The sequence below is a fragment of the Dapis brunnea BLCC-M229 genome (assembly GCF_050015995.1).
Lineage (GTDB): Bacteria > Cyanobacteriota > Cyanobacteriia > Cyanobacteriales > Microcoleaceae > Trichodesmium.
The window spans coordinates 1-21,641 of the sequence record NZ_JBNHEP010000250.1 but is presented as its reverse complement, the minus strand read 5'-3'; the positions used below and the strand labels follow the sequence as shown (position 1 = coordinate 21,641).

Below are 21,641 nucleotides of genomic sequence, written 5' to 3'. Positions count from 1 at the left end.
TACTATATTGGTTAAGACTTTTAGAATTTTGCAGATGATGGATTATTTGTACCGCCCTATACTAGATTTATATCTAGGTTTTTTCTATGTATTCGATGATTGCTTCAATATCTAAAATCATCTTTTTTTCTCCTGCTGAATTAGTCCAAGTTCCCTGAATAAATTTTCCGACAACTGAATTTACTTTTTGGGTTTTTCCAGAACTAATCTCTTCGCTTTCAATATTGATTAAGTTACCTACTTTTCGCACCAAAATACCCAGATAAGTATCTCGAAATTTCACTTTCACTACCCGAAACTTTTGCTCATAATCTCCAGTAGATAATAAAGGTTCAAAACCCATCAAATAAGAAATATCAACTAACCAGAGAATTTCACCTTGCCACTGAAACACTCCTGCAACTACAGTTGGCATACCTGGTATTTGTAAGATTTTTCTGTGGTCTAAGGTAATCACTTCATCCAGCTCGCGGGTAGATAGTATAACCTCTAAAGTCTTAGTGACTTCTATAGATATAAATTGTGTACTACTATTTAAGAATGGTTGTTTTGGCATTGGCTTTTTTTAATGCTTTAGTCATTAAATACCTATATTTTTAAAACAACCAATTTTTCTAATGTTGCCACAAGTTCCTTTTGATCGACTGGTTTAGTAACATAAGCAGATGCTCCCTGCTTCATACCCCACTTTTGATCTATTTTCTCTGACTTACTAGAACAAATAATAATTGGGATATTTGCTGTATTTTGTTGATTTTTTAGCTCTCTACACAAACTATAACCACTTTGACCAGGTAGTACAATGTCCATTAAAATTGCATCAAAATTTTGTTGAACCAGGATAACCTTAGCTGCTTCTGCTGTAGTTACATTCAAGACATCAAATCCTGATTTTTGTAAACATTCACTCAGCATAGTAGCTTCTGTTGGACTATCTTCTACGATTAAAACACTTCCCTTTGCCATTGCTTAATTTTCCACTCTCAAAACTAATTTAATAATAATTACTAATGATTACTATAATTTTATCTTGTACTAAAAATTTATTTTTCTTCATAATTAGCACCTTGTATCTCAAGTAATCAAATTTTTTTGTTTCTCTTGTCTTACTGTACTTTGAATAAGAGTGAATTTAGTTAACTAAAATCAGGACTTATACACGCAAACCCAGAAAACCAGCTTCTCAAATCAATCCTTGGTTTAAAAATAAAGACATCTCGGAAAAAGCTAGGTTTCTTTGCATTAAGTACTATCAAAAAATCGACAATATAATAAAATTAACTAACATATTTTTGTAACATTAGCAATAGTAATATTGACTTATTGATTGTCATATCAGCTATTAGTAATAGACAAATGTTTTTCGATAATTTTTAAAATTTCTTGTGGTTTGGCAGATTTGTTCAAAAATTCAGCAGCTCCAATTAATTTAGTCCGACTACGATCTATCAAATTATTCCGACTGGTAAAGATGATCACTGGTATTTCGGCAAATACTGGTGCTTTGCGTAAAAATTGATAAACAGTATAACCATTAGCATTAGGCATTTCTAAATCAAGAAAAATCAAATCTGGTTTCTGTTCGGCAATTTTCATAAATCCTTTGATTGGATCTTGTATAGCTATCAGGTCATATCCAGCAGGTTTAACAATCTTCCTTAATGTTTCAGCAATTACTGGACTATCATCAATACAAGCAATTAATTGCTTTGTTTTTGGTGTAGTGTAGTCTTTCTTTTTCTGAGAATTAGTTTTTACTAAAGATGATTTAAAATTCGGTTCTGGCAAATCTGGAATTGCTTGTAATTTCACCAACCCTTTTGTAATTAACGGAAGTAAATTCTTAGCTATAGCTAATACTGATTTATTTAGTTTGATAGCAATATCCCACATCGTGAGATCGCCCTGTAAATATTTATCCCAACCAAATAAAGCTTCTGGGGGAACAGATTTTGTAGAAACAGGAACAAAGTTAGGGTTGAAACTTTCTAAACCTGATTTTTTGGATATATGTTGCATTTGAGCAACTTTAGTGAAAATTGGTTCTATTTCGCGATAACATAAAGATAAACCAAGAGATAATTCTGATTTACTATCAGGGTTTCCTTCCCAGTCATGTGTTAAGTCTGGGTAGCGACTCATGGAAAATAATATTTCTAAGGTGACAGTACGAATGACTGCTTTTGCTTGAGCAATAGTGATTTGATCTTTGCTAATTCCATCATAAAGGACCAAATATTCCCAAGGTTTGTCTGGTTCTAATACTATTTGTGACGTTGTAGGATTCCACTCAGGACAGTGCAATCTGAGCCCTCGTTCCCAACGCCTTACTCTGTGGATATCGCTAGTAGTATAGAGTAATCTACCATAGAATAGGTCGAGTTGTCCTTCTTTGACCGGAGTATTTAATAATATTTTGCCAGTTGCACCTCGTTGGCTAAGTATATCTAAATTTTGGGCCAGTTTTATTAATTGTTTGTTAGTAGACATTGATATTAAAGCTGTCAAATTAGAAATTGAATAATCCTTAAGTTTTGTATATGTCATAACATTATTAGTGGCCATATATTTATTTGCTGAATATAAAATTTCCCTATCTTAATTGGTAACAGTATTCTTATCTTAAAATTAAGATTCATGTACCAAAAGTTGGTGATTTCGATCGCATACAAATGTGACTTGACCAATTAAAGCAGTGCCGGAAAGTAAGTCCTTTTAGAATTCATAAAATGAAATTAAGTCATTGAAAACAGATACAATGCTATATTTATTTATATCTAAAACAGGGGAAACACATCTTGTCAATAAATTGGGGCATATTCTCACCTCAATAAGCTTGGTTTTATTGCGCTTTTTGACAATAGAATTTCCACATATAGTCTTTATTGAATTTGAAAAACTTATAATGGAATCAGCAAATTAGATGCCTTTACCCTGATATCTAATACCAATTTCATTAACTTAGCCTACATTACTTATGTTACTGAAATGTGAAATAATTTCCGGAAATTACTTTAGGGTCAAAGTTTTGAGCCTATAACATCCTAATGCATGACTTTTGAGTGTCAGATGTGCGTCTTAAATTCCGTTCGAGGCTCGTTTCCGCAGGAAATGGATACCTCAGAATTACGCACTCCATACATGAGTTTTAACTTCCGTGAAACGGTATATATTTTATACCAATACTTCTAGATTTCTCAACCTTAAGTATATTGAAACTTTAGCCAATAAATGTAATAACTAGTCTCAATAGATATAGAGAAATTTTAGTACATATTTACGACTTAATACTTAATATATTCTGTATAAAACCGCAATCTTGATTAGTTTTCCCATGGTACGCTTCCCTGAGTGGAGAGCGCGGATCTTCAACCAACGTTGAGATCAAAAACAGGAATCACAGATTCATCAGGAAGACAAAATCTGCTTTAACTAGTATAGCGTTTCTCAGTAAGTTAATGCTAGACTTTTATATTTGTTGTTTTTTGTCTTTTTTTTGTTGCCTGTTGTCTAATATTTTGTGCCACTCACTAATATGGGAATTACTATATATTGAGCATGAGGGGAATTTCATTAACGGATAATGGATAATGGATAATGGATAATGGATAATTACCTTTCCCTAAAACGGATTGGATTGACGCTGAGCGTGAAAATTTTTTCTTCTCAAGGGAAATTGGAGTCCAGCAAGGAGACCTCGCCATCCCATCCTAAGGTCATGTTTTGCAAACGACCGCTTGTTTCTCCTTTAAAGGAGAGGCTTTTTACCTTAATTATTCGGTCAAAGGTAAAAACCAGAAGGATTAGGGGAATTTGGGTAAAGTCCCTTGTTATCAGCAAATTTGGTAAAACTATCTTTATTGAAATTTGGTATAATTTTAAGATTATGGGTATTTAAAGTTACTACAATTATTAAAACTATTGTAAAAAAAAACTTATGTTAGAACTCCACTGTCACACTACTTACTCCGATGGAACCCTAACTCCTACAGAATTGGTTAGAAAAGCAGCAAGTTGCGGGGTACAAGCATTAGCTATAACTGACCACGATACATTATCTGGTTGTGATGAAGCAATTAATATGGCTTCTGACTACAAGATAGAAATAGTACCTGGTTTAGAATTAAGTACAGTTCATAATAATTCTTCCCTTCATATTCTAGGATTTTATCCAGATGCTAATAAGTTACTCTCGCCGTTGAGCGATCGTATTGCAGGCAGACATCGACGTGCCCAGTTGATGGTAGAAAACTTAGCTAAGTTGGGTTATCCTATCAAGTTGCCAAAAATGGAGGGGGGAATAGCACCGGGAAGACCACATATTGCTATGGCTTTGGTTAAAGCAGGTTATGTGCGATCGCCTCAAGAAGCTTTTGATCGCTGGTTGGGGGATGATCAACCTGCTTATGTTCATTATGAGAAGTTTTCTATAGTTGAAGGTATTAATTTGCTGGGTAGTTGTGGGGCGGTTGCTGTTTGGGCGCACCCCTATCTATTCCGTGGAGGAAAGGTGGAAGAGGTATTACCAGAAATGGTAGAAGCAGGTTTGATGGGATTAGAAGTTTTTCATCCCTGTCACTCTCCGACTCAAGTGCAAAATTTAAAAGAGTTGTGTAAAAAGTATGGGTTATTGATGACCGGTGGGAGTGACTATCACGGACCAAATAGCCAGGGAAAAGAGGAAACTACCTTAAATATGCTGAACTTACCAATGGAGTTGCTTGCACCGATAAAGCAAGCTGCTGGTATAGTTGAAGTCATAAGTCATAAGTCATAAGTCAAATTCGCAGCACGGACTAAATTTGAGAGTCGCGAGAATGTTCTAACTGCCCTAGTGGCTGCTATATTTGAAGCAGGAATTCAGGATATCGGGAGACAGAAGTAAGAATTAATATGAAATACGTTAATGTTTACTACTAAAGATTGATAGGGACATGGGGAGATGGGGATATCTTACAAGTGTATGTTTTTAACAAAGGGCTGAGTAATCATTTTATTCAGTATAAAATCTTAACAAAAGGGCGCTTTTTTATACAAAATATGGTTCAAAATTTCTCCCCACACTTCCCCCTCTCCCCACACAGACCACACCCAAGAGCATAATTCTAAAAAACATACCCTTGTAAGAATGGGGGATGGGGTGATGGAGTGATTTGTATATTTGCAGAATTTTTTGTATTTCATATAAGGTTTGCAGTTAAGTGATTAATGTTTGTTCTGATGAGAATATCTTCACAACTTTTGGATTTTTGAGTTCCCAATTGAGTGCTTGACTTAATTTTCGCTGCATTCTAATCTATGATTTTTATCAAAGTAGTGTTTTTGCAAGTATGAGTTATTCAAAAAAAATCAACAATATTATTTCCAAATTTTTGTGGCTGGTGTTGACATTATTAATTACAAGTTGTCAGAAAAAGCCGATAGAAGTTAAAGTTTTACAAAATCTTGTTTATGGGAATTATAATTTTCAAAATCAGGAAAAATCACTGCTTTTAGATTTATATTTACCAGAGATAAAACCAGACAAACCTTTGCCTCTCTTGATCTACATTCATGGTGGAGGTTGGCTAGGCGGAACAAAAGAATATTGCCCTGGTAAAATTGTCGTGCCCAGAAATTATGCGATGGCTTGCATTAGTTATAGGTTTAGTAATGAGGCTCTATTCCCTGCCCAAATTCAGGATGTTAAAACAGCAGTGCGTTGGTTGCGAAAAAATGCAGATAAATATGATTTAGACCCCAATAATTTTGGCGTTTGGGGACCTTCTTCTGGGGGTCATTTAAGTGCTTTGTTGGGAACATCAGCAGGGGTGAAAAAATTGTCAGACACAAACAATCAAGAAATATCTAGTGCGGTACAAGCTGTTTGTGCATGGTATCCAGTTACAGATTTTACTCAAGTCCCTCCCGCTTTTGAAGAACCTGTTACTGCTGCTGTTGAGGAAAAGTACAAAGACAAAGAATGGTATCTGTATACTCTAGTAACCCATCTATTATTAGGAGGACCTGTTTCAGAAAAATTAGAATTATCAGCTCTTGCTAATCCCATTACTCATATTGATGCTCAAGATCCACCTTTTCTAATTATGCACGGAGAAAAGGATAAAGTGATACCAATAAGTCAAAGTGTTTTATTGGCAGATGCTTTATCAGAAAAAGGTGTAGAAGTTGAGTTGGTTAGAAAACCTGAGTGGGGACATTACCATGGTAGGGGAGTAGATTTTGATCCTGGTTTGATGGATATGGCAATAGATTTTTTTGATAAACATTTGAAGTAGGTAAGAAAAAAGGTCAGGATGTCAAAATTGCTCGAATTGCTAAAGCTTCCATTCTAATAGCTGTGAACATCCAACTAATAGCTAGAGAAAGCTGAATAATGCCTAACACCAGTCCGATAACTTTGAGGATTGATGGCTTCAAAACCTTGAGAATTTGACGAGCATAGAGCATACTCAACAGGTTGAGTACCATCACCAGCATTAACATTCCCAAAACCACAACTTCATTGCCTATTACCTTCTTGAGAATAGACATGATAATCATGACTATGGCAATTCCGTAGGGGGTCAAGATTGTAGGAAAAATTAGGGGAGTAAGAACTAAATTAAGGGATGGATTTTCTGGAGGAGATGGGGGGGGAGCCGCCGAGCCATACTGCGCCATTACCATTCTCAGTGCTACTAAAAACAGTACAATCCCTGCTGCCATGAACAGAGCTGAAATAGGAATTCCATATTTATCCAGTAGTCCTATACCAAAAAGGGCAGTCAACATCACAACTAAGGTCGAAATCCAAAACCCACGAAATGCCATTTTCTTGCGGAGTGTGTCGTCAGCATTGGCAGTCAGACTCGCAAAAGTAGGTACAATTTTGAGCGGCCCAATAGTTAAAAAGAAGATAGTAAAGATAGAAGAAATGCTTCCTTCCTTAGTTGTACTGATATATTCGCGTATAAGTTTTACATCATCTAAATCTTCATTAATTGCTTCATCTGGTGTGCTGGCTTTTGAAGGGACTGGAGTTTGCACCAACATTACACTGTTCCCGGTGGAGGCTGTTGCTATTGGGGTAGTGGAGGGGGCAAATATCATGAGCAGGCTACAGACTACCAATACAGAAATGATCGAGCGGGAGACGATTACCCTGAAGGTGCTGAGAAGTTGTCGTATTTGTCTAGATTGTCTCATAAGTTTCTCAATAAGAGCTAACTTTTCTTCTGCTTGAAGGAAGCATTAGCTGAGTTTACCAATTCCCCCAGAATTGTACTTGCCAAATTCTGGGGGATTCAGTATCATTAGAGTTGTCCCTAAATAGATGAAAAAAATCGCTCAAATTAAGACACAGCACTAATTCTAATTTTTTCCTGGGAAATGGCTAAAATCCTGATATGACAAGGGTTTGCCAGTTTTTTCAGTTATAAAGCGACAAGTTTATTAAATCTGACTCAATAATCTACTTGCATGGGGTTCTTCTGGCATATCCTCAATTATCGCTCCTTGCTGTTGCAACTCTCGCTTCATCTCTGTAGACAAACCGATACCCAGAGAAAATTTGGTCTCAGTCACATTTACCCCAGTTATCTGAGAATCCTTGAGATCAGCACCACTTAAGTTTGCGCCAGTTAAATTTGTATCAATTAGGATTGCTTTATGTAAATTAGCACGACTCATGTCAGCATAGCTGAGATTAGCATAACTCAAAATTGCCCCACTCAAGTCAGCAGCACTCAAGTCAACACCACTCAAATTTGCACCACTCAAATCTGCACGAGTCAGGTTAGCACCACTCAAGTTAGCGCCACTCAAATCTGCACAATATAAATTAGCACCAATCAAAGTAGCATTGTACAGATTAACGCCAATCAAATTTGCCCTAAATAGATTAGCCCGGAACAAGTTAGCACGAAACAAACTTGCACCAGCTAAATTAATATTACTCAGTTCAGATCGGAACAACTCAATATCCCGAAAATTTCTTTCCCCGGCAGCATAACGTGTCAAAAGTTCTTCTACTTCCATAGTATTCTCTTAATATTTTCTTGATGTTTTCATCTAAATTTTTTTTATTTTAGATGTCTTTCTCTTCTTTATAGATAGAGAGAGTTTATATTAATTATTTTGTGCCTTTTTGAAAGTCTAGTCTGATTTTTACAACAATTTTTTACAAAACTTATAACTACTTGACATCTACAAGCAAAAGTTAAAATTTCCTTAAAAATTTTGATAAAAATAAATACTAGAGCCAAGAAACATTTAAGTTGCAATTTTTAAACTACATAGGAGCTTGATTAAGGTTCTATAAAAAATACCTAGAGAATTAGGTAATAGGGAACAGAAAGGAATACAGTGGTAAAAATTTCAGACTAGATCATCTATTTTGAGATTTTTGGCAAATTATTTAATACTATCTAACCTTAAGAGACTGTTTGTAAAATAAGTCTTAACAGAGCAAATAATGACTAAAATCTAAAAGCGGTAGTACTTCAAGAGATTGAAATTTCCTAGATACCAGAGGTTTAAAGGTACATATATTCCCAGATTTTTAACTTACAAATAGTTGTCTTGATTTCTTCCTCCCTCCATACCTATTCCCTATTCCCTGTTCCCTGTTCCCTGTTCCCTATATCCTTTTTATATTTCCTTTACAAACAGTCTCTAATATACCCAATATTATAACAATCAAAATCAATGATTCTCAACTTAGTTAAACTACTGGCAACCAGCATACATATAATGAAAATTGTTCCATTATTTAGAAACAATTTGTGACTACTACACCCTTAAATCCAACCTCAACTCAACAACCCGATGGCCTGGGTAGATTTGGCCAGTTTGGTGGTAAATATGTCCCAGAAACGTTAATGCCAGCCCTATTTGAACTAGAAGCAGCCTACAAAAAATACAGTCAAGACCACACTTTCCAAGTCGAACTCCAACAACTATTACGAGACTATGTAGGTCGCCCTAGCCCTCTTTACTTCGCCGAACGTCTGACGGCTCATTATGCTAGACCAGATGGCACAGGGCCACAAATCTACCTGAAACGGGAAGACCTCAACCATACTGGAGCGCATAAAATCAACAATGCTCTAGCCCAAGCTTTATTAGCTCGGAGAATGGGCAAACAACGCATTATTGCTGAAACAGGTGCAGGTCAACATGGTGTTGCGACTGCTACGGTTTGCGCTCGGTTTGGGTTGGAGTGTGTCATCTACATGGGCGTTCACGACATGGAACGTCAAGCTCTAAATGTATTCAGAATGCGACTGATGGGGGCAGAGGTGCGACCAGTGGCTGCTGGCACCGGCACTCTCAAAGATGCGACTTCGGAAGCTATTCGCGACTGGGTGACTAATGTGGAGACAACTCACTATATTCTGGGTTCGGTTGCTGGACCCCATCCCTACCCGATGATGGTGCGTGACTTTCATGCTATTATTGGGGTGGAAACCCGCGCTCAATGTTTGGAAAAGTGGGGCGGTTTACCTGATATTTTGATGGCTTGTGTTGGTGGGGGTTCTAATGCGATGGGTTTATTCCATGAGTTTATGAACGATCTGTCGGTGCGGATGATCGGTGTGGAAGCTGCTGGTGAGGGAGTTGATACGAATAAGCACGCTGCAACTTTGACTCTTGGTCGCGTGGGTGTTTTGCATGGGGCGATGAGTTATTTGTTGCAGGATGAGGAAGGTCAAATAATAGAGCCACATTCTATTAGTGCTGGTTTAGATTATCCTGGAGTAGGTCCTGAGCATAGTTTTTTGAAGGATCGTGGTAGGGCTGAATATTATGGTGTGACTGACAAGGAAGCGGTGGATGCTTTTCAACGTTTGTCTCAGTTGGAGGGTATTATTCCAGCTTTGGAGACTGCTCATGCGATCGCTTATCTGGAAACTCTTTGTCCACAGTTAAGCGGTAGTCCGCGTATTGTGCTTAACTGCTCCGGACGTGGGGATAAGGACGTGCAAACGGTGGCGAAGTTTTTGGAAGGGTAATTTAGTTTAGTTATAATTATGCTAGTAGTTGGGCTTTAGCTTTAATATCAATATTTATGGGGCTAAAGCCCAACTACAAATTTAGGACTTACGCAAAGGTACTATATATAGAGTTCAAAAACTATAACGTTATAGTTTTTTACGCTACATACATGGTATCTGCGTAAGTCCTAAAACTATAACTAATTATATAGCAATCTGCCCATAGGTTGCGGGTAATCAAAAAGTAAATAAAAAAACTGAAACTCTTACCAGTTAAGTGTTCCCAGTTAAGTGTTCCCTAAAAAGTAGTAAGATTTTTGACACAAATAAAATAGGATTGCTATATAAACATGATATTAGTCGTAGAGTTGGCAAATGAATCATAAATATTTAAAACAAATTTTCTGGAGTCTGGCAATATTTTTGAGTAGTTGTAATTATCAACAATTAATCGAAAATTTGCCAGAAATGCCAGAAATTAAAAATCCTAGACAAACTCCTATTTATAGACCAAATGTAACAGTTTCACCTGATGTTAGTAGATTGAAAAAATCTGTCTTTGCCCAAATAAATCAATATCGAAAATCTCAAAATTTGCCTCCTCTAGAGTGGGATAATACTATTGCTCAACAAGCTGCAATTCATGCTCAAGAAATGGCTAGTGGAAAAGCTACTTTTAGCCATGATGGATTTAAAGAAAGAATAGAAATAATCGGTCAAAAAGTTACTTACAGAAGTGCTGCTGAAAATTTGGCTAATAATTTTGGTTATAGTAATCCTGGAGAACAAGCTGTTATTGGTTGGATTAATAGTCATGGTCATCATAAAAATATGATAGGTGACTATAATTTAACGGGTATTGGTATTGCTAAAAATTCTGAAGGAACATATTACTTCAATCAAATTTTTATTAAAACGAGATAGTAATTAATGGATAATGGATAATGGATAATTGATAATTGATAATTGATAATTAGCTCAAGGAAACCCGTTCTTGATTGAATATAAGGAAATATCCTAGCACTAGCTATATTAAAAATTAGAAGAGATATTATGGCACTAGATTTACAGAAATTTTATCAAGCAACAAACCCCAGTCAGGTTCTTCAAGCAAATAGTCCAGAAGACCAAAAGTATTACATAGATTTTTCTGAAGTGCGAGGGGGTAAAATTATTGAAGAACTTAGGGATAATATTACATTCTTTTCTCCAGATGAACCTACTTGTGAATTGTTTACAGGTCATATTGGTTGTGGCAAGTCTACAGAATTATTACGACTAAAAGCTGCATTAGAAAAAGCAGAATTTCATGTGGTCTATTTTGAATCTTCTCAAGATTTAGAAATGGGTGATGTTGATATTGGGGATATTATGTTGGCGATCGCTCGGCGGGTAACGGAAAGTATTGAGAGTTTGGAAAAAATTAGTTTGCCTCAACCAAGAGGTTTCCAAAGAATCATTGACGGAGCGGTCAAAGTTTTACAAACGGAAATTGACCTATCTGCGGAAGCTGCACTGCCTGGGGTTGGTAAAATTTCTGCTAGTTCGGAAGGTAAGTTTTCTGTAGAAGCAGGTTTGCCTGGTATTGGGGAAGTCAAAGCTAGTGATGATGAGGGAGTTTCTCTAGTTTTGGGAATTGGTAAAATTACCGCTAAAACTAAGAGCTGAACAAGCATTATCTTTACTAGCAGAAGCTGTTGCTGAAATATCGAATGATTCTGAAAAAACTAACCAAGTATTAGATTGGGAACTCCACTATCACAAAGGTTGGTATTTATTTTCTTTAGCTAAAGCTCAAAAAAATCTTGACCAAGCAGAAAAAGCAGTTACAACTTTAGAGGAAGCAAAAAATATTACTAAACCTGGTTACGACCCCGAACTTTATCGGTTAATCCTGAAAGAATTAGGAAATTGCTATTTCCACAAAGGAGATTATTTAACGGCATTTAATCAAAAACTAGAGCAACAAGAAATTGAGACTCAATTTGCGATTAAAGCTTTTATTGGAGCAGGCAAATTACAACCAAGAAAACATCGAACTAATCCAGCTTTATCCTCGATTCAAGCATCAGAAAAACTAACTCAAGAAATAGCTACTTCTGGTAGGTTGCCGGATGTGGAAAATTTAGTCGGTCGGATTAAAGTTTCTCACCATAGATTCACAATTTTGTATGGCTCTTCTGGAGTTGGTAAAAGTTCTTTAGTGGAAGCTGGATTAATTCCAATTCTCAAAGGAGACTCTGTAGATGCTAGGGATCTTTTGCCAGTTTTGCAGCAAGTTTATACTAATTGGAGAGAAAACCTTGGCGATAGTTTGGCAAAGGCTATTTCAGAATTGGAAAATAGGGAATATAATCTCCCTAAATCCCCCTTAGAAAGGGGGACTTTGAAGACTTACCCCTTAACAAGGGGAGCGGAGGGGGAATCTAAAACTGTACCTGATAGATTAAAGAACTGCTATAGTTTGATTAATTCTAATGACGACTTACTGGCAATTTTAAAAGCTCAGGAAAAACAGAATAGGGTGACAGTTTTAATCTTCGACCAATTTGAGGAATTTTTCTTTAATAACAAGGATATAAATCAACGACTACAATTCTATAATTTTCTCCAAGAATGTTTGAAAATTTCTTTTGTCAATGTAATTATTTCCCTGCGGGAATATTTCATAAACTATCTTTTAGAATGTAATCGTCTGGTCAGTTTAGATATTATTAACAACGATATTCTCAGCAAAAAGCATATCTATTATATTGGTGATTTTTCTATCGAAAATGCTAAATCTGTAATTCAAGGAATAACATCCCAGACTACTTTTACTTTAACCCCAGAACTAATAGATGAATTAGTCAAAGATTTAGCAGGAGATTTGAAGACTGTCCGACCAATTGAATTACAAATTGTGGGGTCGCAGTTACAAAGCGAGAATATTACTACTTTAGCAGAGTATCAAGAAAAGGGTCCGAAACAAGCTTTCGTCGGGCGGTATTTAGAAGAGGTAATTAAGTATTGTGGACCGGAGAATGAAAGGTTAGCAAAAGTAGTTTTATATTTCCTCACAGATGAGAATAATACTCGCCCGCTCAAAAGTCGGGTGGAACTAGAGGAATATACAGAGAAACCTGAACGGATGGAATTAATTTTGACTGTTTTAGTTAAGTCTAGATTAGTATTTAGAATTCCTGCAAGTCCGTCAGATAATTATCAATTAGTTCACGATTATTTAGCATATTTTGTCAGAAAAGAAATGTCAGAAGCAGCTCAAATATCTGCTGAGTTGGAGAAGGAAAGAGAGCTGCGCAAACAGACAGAAAAAATGTTAAATGAGGCTTTGCAAAAGCAACTAAATGCTGCCCGTCGCGCGGCTATTACTTTAGGGGGAATGGTGTTAGCTGTTGGAGGACTTGCTGTTGCGGCAACCTTATTCGGAATTAACACTTATTTGTTAGGTTTAAGTGCAGTTTCTAAGGATAAGACAGAATTAGATCGTTTAGTATCTGCTATTGAAGCGGGAAAAAATTTAAAAACGTTATCTTTGGGAGCAACTTCAGGAACTAAACTACAAATTTTGTCAGAATTAAGTACAGCAATTCAGGAAGTAAAAGAGTTTAATAGATTTGAAGAACATAAGGATGACGTGACTCACGTTAGCTTTAGTAATGATGAGAAAATGATTGCCACCGGGAGTAAAGATGATACAGTAAAAGTTTGGTCGGTTGATGGTAGTCAAGAGAAAAAAACTTTTGAGGGACATACTGATGATATTACTCAAGTTAGTTTTAGTTCTGATGGTAAAATAGTTGCTTCTGCTAGTAAAGACGATCTAGCGATAATTAGATGGATAGATGATAGTAGAAAGGAGATTATTTTAGAACATAGTGACGATGTATTGGATGTTAGTTTTAGTTCAGATAATCAGTTTGTAGCGACAGGTTGTAAAGATGGAAAAGTTCAAATTTGGAGTGTAAAAGATGGTAGTTTAGTTAAAAATTTTGACAGTCATACTGCTCCTGTTACTCACGTTACTTTTAGCCCTAATGCTAAAATTGTTGCTTCTGCTGATGATTATGATAATGTCAAACTTTGGTTTATTTATGAAAAGAAAGAAGTGGAGATTGATAATTATGCTACGACTGATATTAAGTTTATAGATAATGAAACTATTATTTTGTCTAGTCGAGGCAATGATTTTAAAGTTTATAAAGTGAATGGAGAACTTATTAAAAGATATGGTGAATCTTTAGAAGATTATACTCATAATGTTATTAGCGACGATCAAAAAATTATAGCTACTACTAATTATTCTTCTTTAACACTAGATATAGAAAAGGAAATGAGAAGATGGCGTAATAGCAATATATATATATATATATAATAGAACTTATCGAACTTTTCTAGACAGTAACCAAGAAAGTATTTCTCATTTGAGCTTTAGTCCTAATGACAAATTCATAGCCTCAGCTAGCAATGATGATACAGTAAGGCTTTGGAAAACCAATTCTATTTTTTGGAAGTTGTTGGATAATAGGTTTAATAACAATTTTTACTTTAGATTTAACAAAAATTTAATTGCAACTGTTATTGATGATGAAATGTCAAAGCCTGAAATAATAGAAATTCAAGAAAAAAATGATTCTTTGATTACAACTATACCAATACATTATTATTATAATGGTTTTAGTTTTAGTCCTGACAATCAAAATCTTCTTATTTATAACAGTAGATATACGAATTATAATTATACTCCCAAGCTATGGAATATTGATAGAAGAGAAATATCTTTACAGCAGAATACTAAATCTGTAAAAAGTATCAGTGTTAGCAATAATGGAAAAACAATTGCTGCTATTGTTAATAATAAGTTGATTAATTTATGGAATACCAATGGTCTTCTAATCAAACGTTTAGAACATGATGGAATAAAAAGCCTTTCTTTCAGTCCAGACAGCAAAACAATTGCTGTTATTAGTAATGATAATTTGATTAATTTATGGAGTAGTAATGGTCTCTTTATCAAACGTTTAGAACATGATGGGATAAAAAAGCTTTCTTTCAGTCCAGACAGCAAAACAATTGTTTCTACAAGTAAAAATAGAATTAAACTATGGAATAGCAAAGGTGAATTAATTATAGAATCAAAAGGAAATTATCAAAAACTTCCAAAGCTTTTTTTTAGTCCAAATAGTCAGAGTGTTGCTGTTATAAGTGAGCATCAAGTCATTTTTTTGAGTAGGAATGGCAAATTAATTAATTCTTTTGATGCTCATAATAAAAAAATTGAAAAAATAATTCTCAGTCCAGATAAACAATTAATCGTTACTCAAAGTTATAATCAAGTCAAACTATGGAATCTCAATGGGAAATTAATTAGAGATTTAGACGGAAATTATCAGAAAGTTAAACAGATAATTTTTAGTCCAGAGAGTCAAATTATTGCTTCTATTGGCGATGATAATTTTGCCAAACTTTGGAGAGGAGATGGTACTTATATTGGCAAATTAGATCATCCAGATATAGTAAAAAGTCTTGACTTTAGCCGTGGCAGTAACATTATTATTACTCTTAGCTACAACAAAGACAGACTAGAAAAGAGTATGATTAAGTTATGGAAAAGTGATGGAACTCCAATGAAGCCATATAAAATTTATGATTATGGAATTAATAATATTAAATTACATCCAGACGGTAAGGTTATTGCTTCTACTTCTGGTAATTTTGTCAAACTCTGGAATCGTAATGGAAAATTAATTACTATTCTCAAGGGACATTATGAAGATATTAATGATGTGAAATTTAGTCCTGATGGTGAAATAATTGCTACAGCTAGTAAAGATCAAACTATTAAGCTTTGGAGGAGTAAAGATGGTAAAGAAATCAAAACTCTTAAAGGACATAAACATCCTGTTCAAGAGATAGTTTTTAGTCCTGATGGAAACATTTTTGCCTCTATTAGTCCTGATGGGAAAGCGATCGCCGTACAAAACCAGTCAGGAGTATTGCTATTAAACGCAGACTTAGACGACCTACTCAACCGTGCTTGTAACTGGGCGAGTGCTTACCTCAAAACTACTGATGATGAGAGCATAAAGCATCTTTGCGATTAAGACTTTGCTCAAAAACGCTACAATATTCTTTAACTTCAATTTTGAGCAAGTTTGAGCAACCCAGAAGACCTCTCCCCCGACCCCTCTCCTGCAAGGAGAAGGGAGAATATTCCCCCCCTTCCCTTGCAGGGAAGGGGGTTGGGGGGCTAGATTTTACCAATAATTTTAGTCTAAACTCCAGTAGTATGGAAAATATAATAATTTCTCTACCTGACTCCTTGGGAGTCTACGTTGAAGAACAACTAAAATTTGGTAGTTATAAAAATGCCAGGGAGTATTTTATGCTCCTAGTGCAGCAAGACCAACAACGCCAAGCCAACCAACGCTCAGAAAAAATGTTAATTGAAGGTATAGAGTCTGGCGCTGCCGAACCTATAACTGCGCAAGACTGAGATGAAATTCGTCAAGCAGTGCGAGAAGGAGTTGCCCAAGCTCAAGAAAAATATAATTTTTATATAACGAACGCTCGATATTAAATAGATTGCAGAAATGAGTGTACTTATCGCAAAACTGGACTTCGAGCAGCTCAACCAGACGCTTCCTATTATTTTAGAGAAAACGCAGATATAGTTTCTTGGGAAGCATCTACTATTGACCTAGATATTTATCCTCCACCAAATCTAGTTATAGAAATTGCCAATACTTCCCTAGCAGATGATAAAGGGGAAAAACGTTTGTTGTATGAAGCAATGAATGTTTCTGAATATTGGATAGTTGACGTGCAGAACTTAGAAGTTATTGCCTTTGCCATTGCCAATAGAGGTAGTCAAAGAATTAACCAGTCTCAAGTTTTGCCTGATTTAGCAATTTTTTTATTAGAGGAAGCACTGCAACGCACTCGTCAAGACAATCAAACCCAAGTTTAAACTTGGTTATTCAGTCAGTTTCAGTCGTAGGGAGTAGGGAGTAGGGAATAGGAATGAAAAAATTTCCCCTGTCAATGTCGAAAGTAAATGCTCAAGAATTATCATTGTGTGAAGCTCCTGAAAATTGTGCGGAAAAGGGTTGCCTTCGAGCAAAAACTCTGATATTCTCAAGATAATAAATGTTATTATGGTTAATTCGTATTTAAGCATGATTTTTTATTCAACAAAAAAAATAACTGATAGATAATTAAAAATGACTCAATCAGAAAAAGAAGAGCTATTTACTTTTGAAGTTTTAACTGTCGATAACTCAGGCAATATCGTTTGCACCCAGGGAAATACTAGGCAAAAAATAGAAGATTTAGGTAATGGTATTAAATTAGAAATGGTTTATATTCCTGGGGGAAGTTTTCTCATGGGTTCGCCGGAAGATGAGCCTAAAAGACTCTCTAGTGAGGGTCCGCAACATGAAGTTACTCTCTAACCTTTTTATATGAGTAAATACCCTATTACTCAAGAACAATATCAAGTCATTATGGGTGAAAATCCTTCTGAGGTTAAAGGAAAGAAGCGCCCAGTAGAAAAAGTTAACTGGCATAAAGCCAGAGAGTTTTGTAAAAAGCTGTCTGGGAAAATTGGGAAAACTTATACCTTGCCCAATGAAAGTCAGTGGGAATATGCATGCCGTGCTGGGACGACTACTCCTTTCTATTTTGGTTCGAGTATTTCCCCTAGTTTAGTTAGCTACAGTAATTATGTTTGTGATGTGGGGAGTTTTCCTCCCAATGCTTTTGGTTTATACGATATGTACGGTAATGTCTTGGAATGGTGTCAGGATGTCTGGCATGATAATTATAATAGAGCGCCTAATGATTGTAGTGCCTGGGAAACTGGAGGAATTACAAAAATCATCCGTGGCGGTTGGAAGAGTGCCATGCGTTTCGACCACAATGCCGAATTCTCCGGCAAAGATTTAGGTTTTCGGATCATCTCGCCTCTGTAGGTGGTTTCTGCCTTCCGTTTCTAGAACTCTTCCTTTCTCTGTTCCCTAAATCCATCTGTGCATCCGTGCCCAAATCTGTGTCTGGCGGCTCCCCTACTTCAAATGAGCAATAGTCACCCCACTACCCCCATCACTTCTACCACCTAATTCATAACGTTCCACCAAAGGATGCTCCTGCAAAAATTCATGGATACCTTGCCTCAACTTACCAGTACCCTTACCATGAATAATCCACAACAAACCATATTCGATCGCCTTCGACAATGCCCTGTCTACTTCAATTTGAGCATCCGCCACCCGACTCCCACGAATATCAATACTATTTTGAGAAGTACGAACAGCTAAACCACTAGAAGTAACTTCCGACTGAGTTTCTTTAGGCTTACTTTCTGACTTTTTAGTCTTTTGAGATTCTACATTTTTACTCTTCTTAAAAGACTCTACCTTTTCACCATCAAGAGATTCAACTTCTCTCAAATTAACTGTCATTTTCATTATCCCAAATTTAACAGTTAACTCATCATTTTCATTAGGAGCAGTCAACACTTCTGCCGTTTGCCCAATCTTCGGAATTCTAATCCGATCGCCCTCTTTTGGCATAAAACCAGGTTTCTTTGGTGGGAGAGTACGAGAAGGCAAATATTTCTCAGAAATTTCATTAATAGCATTAGTTGCTTTCTGAGCATTTCTAGCAGTCAGCGGACCTTGTTGCAAATTCCGAATAACTGTCGCAATTTCTGCTTTTGCCTCAGCAATTTTTTCCTGTACCGCTACTTCCTGCGCCAACTTTAATTCCCGTTCCCGTTCCTTCAAAGCTTCAGCTTTTCGAGCAACTTCCCGATGCAAATACTCAGTTTCTTGTAATAATTCAGATGCTTCTTTTGCCTTAGTTTCCTGCTTTTGTCTTTGCTCCTCCAAACCAGCAATTACCTGATTTACATCCTCAGAATCTTCCCCGACATAATTTTGTGCTCTATCAATAATATCCTGTTTTAAACCTAATCTACCAGCAATAGTCATAGCATTAGACCGCCCAGGAATTCCCCAAAGTAGACGATAAGTTGGTTGTAAGGAATTAGTATCAAATTCTACGGAAGCATTTTCAAATCTTTCATCTTCATATTTGAGAGCTTTTAGTTCTCCAAAGTGAGTAGTTGCTACTGTTAATAATGTGTTATCTGCCAAATATTGCAATAGAGAAATTGCCAAAGCACTTCCTTCAGTCGGGTCAGTACCAGCACCAATTTCATCTAACAAAACTAAAGTAGAAGATAAATGAGAATTTTCCATATTTTCATTCTCAAAAAAATCATCCTCCTCTGAATTATTTTCATCTGAATTACTGCTGAATTCAGAATTATTTTCATTCTCAGAAAAATCATCAACTTCTAAATTATTTTCATCCTCAGAGAAATCATCAACTTCTATTACTTTGGAATTACTTGTAAATTCTGAATTCTCAATTCTCAATCCAGAATTATTTTCATCCTCAGAAAAATCATCCACCTCTATTACTTCTGAATTACTTGTAAATTCTGAATTCTCAATTCTCAATCCAGAATTATTTTCATCCTCAGAAAAATTATCAACATCTATTATTTTTAACTTTTGACTTTTGACTTTTGAATTATTAACTACTTCCGACTTCTGACTTCTGAACTCTGACTTCTCACTACTAATTCCTGACTCCTGACTCCTGACTCCTGACTCCTCTCCATCTACCGCTTCTAAAATTCTAATAATTCGCCGAATATGACCAGAAAAAGTAGATAAACTTTGCTCCAAAGACTGCTCATCACCAATATCGGCTAATATTTGCTCAAACCAAGGCAACTCCACAGGGTCATTAGCAGGAATAAACAACCCTACCTTTGCCATCAATGCAGCTAATCCCAGAGTTTTCAGAGTAACAGTTTTACCACCAGTATTAGGACCTGTAATCGCCACCACTCTCACTGGCGGTCTAACATTCACATCAATAGGTACTACCGAACTTCCTTGTTCGTGCTGCTGTTGCCATACCAACAAGGGATGTCGCAATTGACGCATAGTTGTATGTTGGTCAGAGTCTGGGTCAGTAAACCGAGGAGGATTAGCTCCTAACCATAAACTATAACGAGCGCGAGCTGTAGCTAAATCAATAATAGTAGCGATCGCCAATAACTGCTCTAAATCTTCCTTAACTTCCGCCACTTGCTCAGTCAGAGCTTGGCGAATAGCTTCCTCCTCCCTTTGAGCTTGACGTTGCAGTTGTCGCATTTGATTATTAAGGTTGACAACCGCATTAGGTTCAATGTATAATGTAGAACCGGTTGTTGATGTATCGTGAACAATACCAGGTACAGCATCCTTTTGAGGAGCCTTAACAGGAATTACAAAGCGATCGCCCCGTTGAGTAATAATAGGTTGTTGAATAGCATTAGCCTTGCTTTGTAAAATCCTGCGGAGAATATTATCAATGCGCTGCCGGAGATTGTGCATTTTGTCACGAATTCCTGCCAGTTTAGGACTCGCCCTATCCGTAACATCCCCCCGGTCATCTATACAACGGTGAATTTCTTGTTCTAGTTCTGGATAAGTCCGCAAATCAGCTACCAATTCCGGCAAAACAGACAACTCATATTCTGACTCATAATTATCAATTGCCCGACGTAACTTACGAACACCAGACAGAGTTGTAGCAATAGCTAAAAGTTCACCACCAGAAAGTATACCACCTAATTCTGCTCTTTCGAGGGAATCACCAATATCTTCAATCCCGTCAAAAGACAAACCCTGTGTGAGAAGAGTTTCTAGTTTGTATACTTCCTGAGTTTGGGCTAATAACTGTATTGTCTCCGCCCTTGTTGACGGAATTTGTAAATGATGAGTCGCAATTGCACCCAATTTAGTCGCCGTAAAAGTGGCCAGATGTTGACACAAGCGAGGCCATTCTAGTAATTCTAAAGTCTCCGATTGAATCAAAGCTTATTTATTAAGGATTATGAACTATGAAATATATGATACTACAATTACTAAAATTTTGTGTTCGATCATAATTAGGGTTTGCTGAAAAAGTCTTATGGGTGAGGGGAGGAGACAGGAGACAGGAGACAGGAGACAGGAGAAATGGGTAATTTAGAGGAGACAGGAGGAAGAATCATCCCTTGATTTTTCTGGCTCGCGTCAACCTAAAATTCTCACTTTTTGAGCTTCCTATAACGAAAACCTTGTACTTTTTCAAGACCTAAAAAGGTTAAAACTTTTATCTGTCAATGTTTTTAGATTTAATCAGCAAGCCCTAATTAAAGGATTCAGCCGTCATGTTAATGGCCATAAAGTGAGATATGAATTCTGCCTAGCACCACAAAGTATCTTTTGAGTTCTAAACACTACATATACTAATACGTTATCGTTTTTATTCATAATATCTACTATATGTAGCCCTACCCAAATAGGGTACAGACATTTATAAATGCTCGAACTCACTCCTGTATTACTTCAGATTTCCGACTTTGTAGCACCACAAAGTATCTTTTGAGTTCCAAACACTACATATACTAATACGTTATAGTTTTTATCCATAATATCTACTATATGTAGCGCTACCCAAATAAGGCACAGACATTTATTTATAAATGCTCAAACTCAGTCGTGGGTATTCGTGCATGGTAATTGTCAGGATATACATTTTTGAATTTCTCCCAAACTC

At 36.2% G+C, this 21,641-nt stretch carries 17 protein-coding genes and 1 pseudogene; 12 read left to right on the top strand and 6 right to left on the bottom strand.

Annotation, left to right across the window (positions count from 1 at the left end; translation table 11 throughout):
- Positions 1-73 precede the first annotated feature (73 nt).
- The 3 genes from ACP6PM_RS28820 to ACP6PM_RS28810 form a co-directional block, all read right to left on the bottom strand.
- Positions 74-556, bottom strand: coding sequence for a chemotaxis protein CheW (locus ACP6PM_RS28820; RefSeq protein ID WP_293109320.1), 483 nt, complete (start codon positions 554-556; stop codon positions 74-76).
- A gap of 32 nt (positions 557-588) precedes the next feature.
- Positions 589-966 (bottom strand): response regulator transcription factor, encoded by a 378-nt coding sequence (locus tag ACP6PM_RS28815; RefSeq protein WP_426590320.1) that lies wholly within the window; start codon positions 964-966, stop codon positions 589-591.
- A gap of 369 nt (positions 967-1,335) precedes the next feature.
- Positions 1,336-2,565, bottom strand: a complete 1,230-nt coding sequence (locus tag ACP6PM_RS28810; RefSeq protein ID WP_426590319.1) for a response regulator — start codon at positions 2,563-2,565, stop codon at positions 1,336-1,338.
- 1,372 nt (positions 2,566-3,937) lie between these two features.
- Between ACP6PM_RS28810 and ACP6PM_RS28805 the strand changes: the two genes are divergently transcribed.
- Positions 3,938-4,777 (top strand): PHP domain-containing protein, encoded by an 840-nt coding sequence (locus tag ACP6PM_RS28805; RefSeq protein ID WP_426590318.1) that lies wholly within the window; start codon positions 3,938-3,940, stop codon positions 4,775-4,777.
- A gap of 553 nt (positions 4,778-5,330) precedes the next feature.
- Positions 5,331-6,278: an alpha/beta hydrolase fold domain-containing protein gene (locus tag ACP6PM_RS28800; protein ID WP_426590317.1), complete on the top strand. Its 948-nt coding sequence runs from the start codon at positions 5,331-5,333 to the stop codon at positions 6,276-6,278.
- Positions 6,279-6,291: 13 nt separating this feature from the next.
- Here ACP6PM_RS28800 and ACP6PM_RS28795 read toward each other — a convergent pair whose 3' ends face one another.
- Both ACP6PM_RS28795 and ACP6PM_RS28790 read right to left on the bottom strand, forming a co-directional pair.
- Positions 6,292-7,035, bottom strand: a complete 744-nt coding sequence (locus tag ACP6PM_RS28795) for a MarC family protein (RefSeq protein ID WP_426590316.1) — start codon at positions 7,033-7,035, stop codon at positions 6,292-6,294.
- Positions 7,036-7,434: 399 nt separating this feature from the next.
- Positions 7,435-8,019 carry a pentapeptide repeat-containing protein gene (locus ACP6PM_RS28790; RefSeq protein ID WP_426590315.1) on the bottom strand — a complete coding sequence of 195 codons (585 nt, stop codon included), beginning with the start codon at positions 8,017-8,019 and terminating at the stop codon, positions 7,435-7,437.
- 746 nt (positions 8,020-8,765) lie between these two features.
- Between ACP6PM_RS28790 and trpB the strand changes: the two genes are divergently transcribed.
- From trpB to ACP6PM_RS28740, 10 genes and pseudogenes are all read left to right on the top strand, one after another.
- Entirely contained in the window at positions 8,766-9,995 is a 1,230-nt protein-coding gene (gene trpB / locus ACP6PM_RS28785) for a tryptophan synthase subunit beta (protein WP_426590314.1), read from the top strand.
- Positions 9,996-10,352: 357 nt separating this feature from the next.
- Positions 10,353-10,901: a CAP domain-containing protein gene (locus ACP6PM_RS28780; protein WP_426590313.1), complete on the top strand. Its 549-nt coding sequence runs from the start codon at positions 10,353-10,355 to the stop codon at positions 10,899-10,901.
- A gap of 129 nt (positions 10,902-11,030) precedes the next feature.
- A complete protein-coding gene (locus tag ACP6PM_RS28775) occupies positions 11,031-11,645 on the top strand; it encodes a P-loop NTPase family protein (RefSeq protein WP_426590312.1) in 615 nt (204 codons plus the stop codon).
- Complete coding sequence (locus tag ACP6PM_RS28770; protein WP_426590311.1) at positions 11,614-14,352, top strand: WD40 repeat domain-containing protein; 2,739 nt, start codon at positions 11,614-11,616, stop codon at positions 14,350-14,352. Before ACP6PM_RS28775 ends, ACP6PM_RS28770 begins: the two co-directional genes overlap by 32 nt.
- A pseudogene (locus tag ACP6PM_RS28765) lies at positions 14,327-14,455 on the top strand (hypothetical protein); the annotation flags it as partial. The gene ACP6PM_RS28770 and the pseudogene ACP6PM_RS28765, both read left to right, overlap by 26 nt.
- A gap of 114 nt (positions 14,456-14,569) precedes the next feature.
- Entirely contained in the window at positions 14,570-16,081 is a 1,512-nt protein-coding gene (locus ACP6PM_RS28760) for a WD40 repeat domain-containing protein (protein ID WP_426590310.1), read from the top strand.
- 185 nt (positions 16,082-16,266) lie between these two features.
- Entirely contained in the window at positions 16,267-16,473 is a 207-nt protein-coding gene (locus tag ACP6PM_RS28755; RefSeq protein WP_426590309.1) for a type II toxin-antitoxin system ParD family antitoxin, read from the top strand.
- A gap of 84 nt (positions 16,474-16,557) precedes the next feature.
- Positions 16,558-16,947: a Uma2 family endonuclease gene (locus ACP6PM_RS28750; RefSeq protein WP_426590337.1), complete on the top strand. Its 390-nt coding sequence runs from the start codon at positions 16,558-16,560 to the stop codon at positions 16,945-16,947.
- A gap of 253 nt (positions 16,948-17,200) precedes the next feature.
- Positions 17,201-17,431 carry a hypothetical protein gene (locus tag ACP6PM_RS28745; RefSeq protein ID WP_426590308.1) on the top strand — a complete coding sequence of 77 codons (231 nt, stop codon included), beginning with the start codon at positions 17,201-17,203 and terminating at the stop codon, positions 17,429-17,431.
- 9 nt (positions 17,432-17,440) lie between these two features.
- Positions 17,441-17,950 (top strand): formylglycine-generating enzyme family protein, encoded by a 510-nt coding sequence (locus ACP6PM_RS28740; protein WP_426590307.1) that lies wholly within the window; start codon positions 17,441-17,443, stop codon positions 17,948-17,950.
- A gap of 93 nt (positions 17,951-18,043) precedes the next feature.
- Here the strand turns inward: ACP6PM_RS28740 and ACP6PM_RS28735 are convergent, their stop codons facing one another.
- Positions 18,044-20,914, bottom strand: a complete 2,871-nt coding sequence (locus tag ACP6PM_RS28735) for an endonuclease MutS2 (protein ID WP_426590306.1) — start codon at positions 20,912-20,914, stop codon at positions 18,044-18,046.
- Positions 20,915-21,641 lie beyond the last annotated feature (727 nt).

Coding starts and splice junctions, on each gene's coding strand:
- ACP6PM_RS28820 (WP_293109320.1), bottom strand. CDS start 556: ATGCCAAAACAACCATTCTTAAATAGTAGTACACAATTTATATCTATA.
- ACP6PM_RS28815 (WP_426590320.1), bottom strand. CDS start 966: ATGGCAAAGGGAAGTGTTTTAATCGTAGAAGATAGTCCAACAGAAGCT.
- ACP6PM_RS28810 (WP_426590319.1), bottom strand. CDS start 2,565: ATGGCCACTAATAATGTTATGACATATACAAAACTTAAGGATTATTCA.
- ACP6PM_RS28805 (WP_426590318.1), top strand. CDS start 3,938: ATGTTAGAACTCCACTGTCACACTACTTACTCCGATGGAACCCTAACT.
- ACP6PM_RS28800 (WP_426590317.1), top strand. CDS start 5,331: ATGAGTTATTCAAAAAAAATCAACAATATTATTTCCAAATTTTTGTGG.
- ACP6PM_RS28795 (WP_426590316.1), bottom strand. CDS start 7,035: ATGTTGGTGCAAACTCCAGTCCCTTCAAAAGCCAGCACACCAGATGAA.
- ACP6PM_RS28790 (WP_426590315.1), bottom strand. CDS start 8,019: ATGGAAGTAGAAGAACTTTTGACACGTTATGCTGCCGGGGAAAGAAAT.
- ACP6PM_RS28780 (WP_426590313.1), top strand. CDS start 10,353: ATGAATCATAAATATTTAAAACAAATTTTCTGGAGTCTGGCAATATTT.
- ACP6PM_RS28775 (WP_426590312.1), top strand. CDS start 11,031: ATGGCACTAGATTTACAGAAATTTTATCAAGCAACAAACCCCAGTCAG.
- ACP6PM_RS28760 (WP_426590310.1), top strand. CDS start 14,570: ATGTCAAAGCCTGAAATAATAGAAATTCAAGAAAAAAATGATTCTTTG.
- ACP6PM_RS28755 (WP_426590309.1), top strand. CDS start 16,267: ATGGAAAATATAATAATTTCTCTACCTGACTCCTTGGGAGTCTACGTT.
- ACP6PM_RS28745 (WP_426590308.1), top strand. CDS start 17,201: ATGACTCAATCAGAAAAAGAAGAGCTATTTACTTTTGAAGTTTTAACT.
- ACP6PM_RS28740 (WP_426590307.1), top strand. CDS start 17,441: ATGAGTAAATACCCTATTACTCAAGAACAATATCAAGTCATTATGGGT.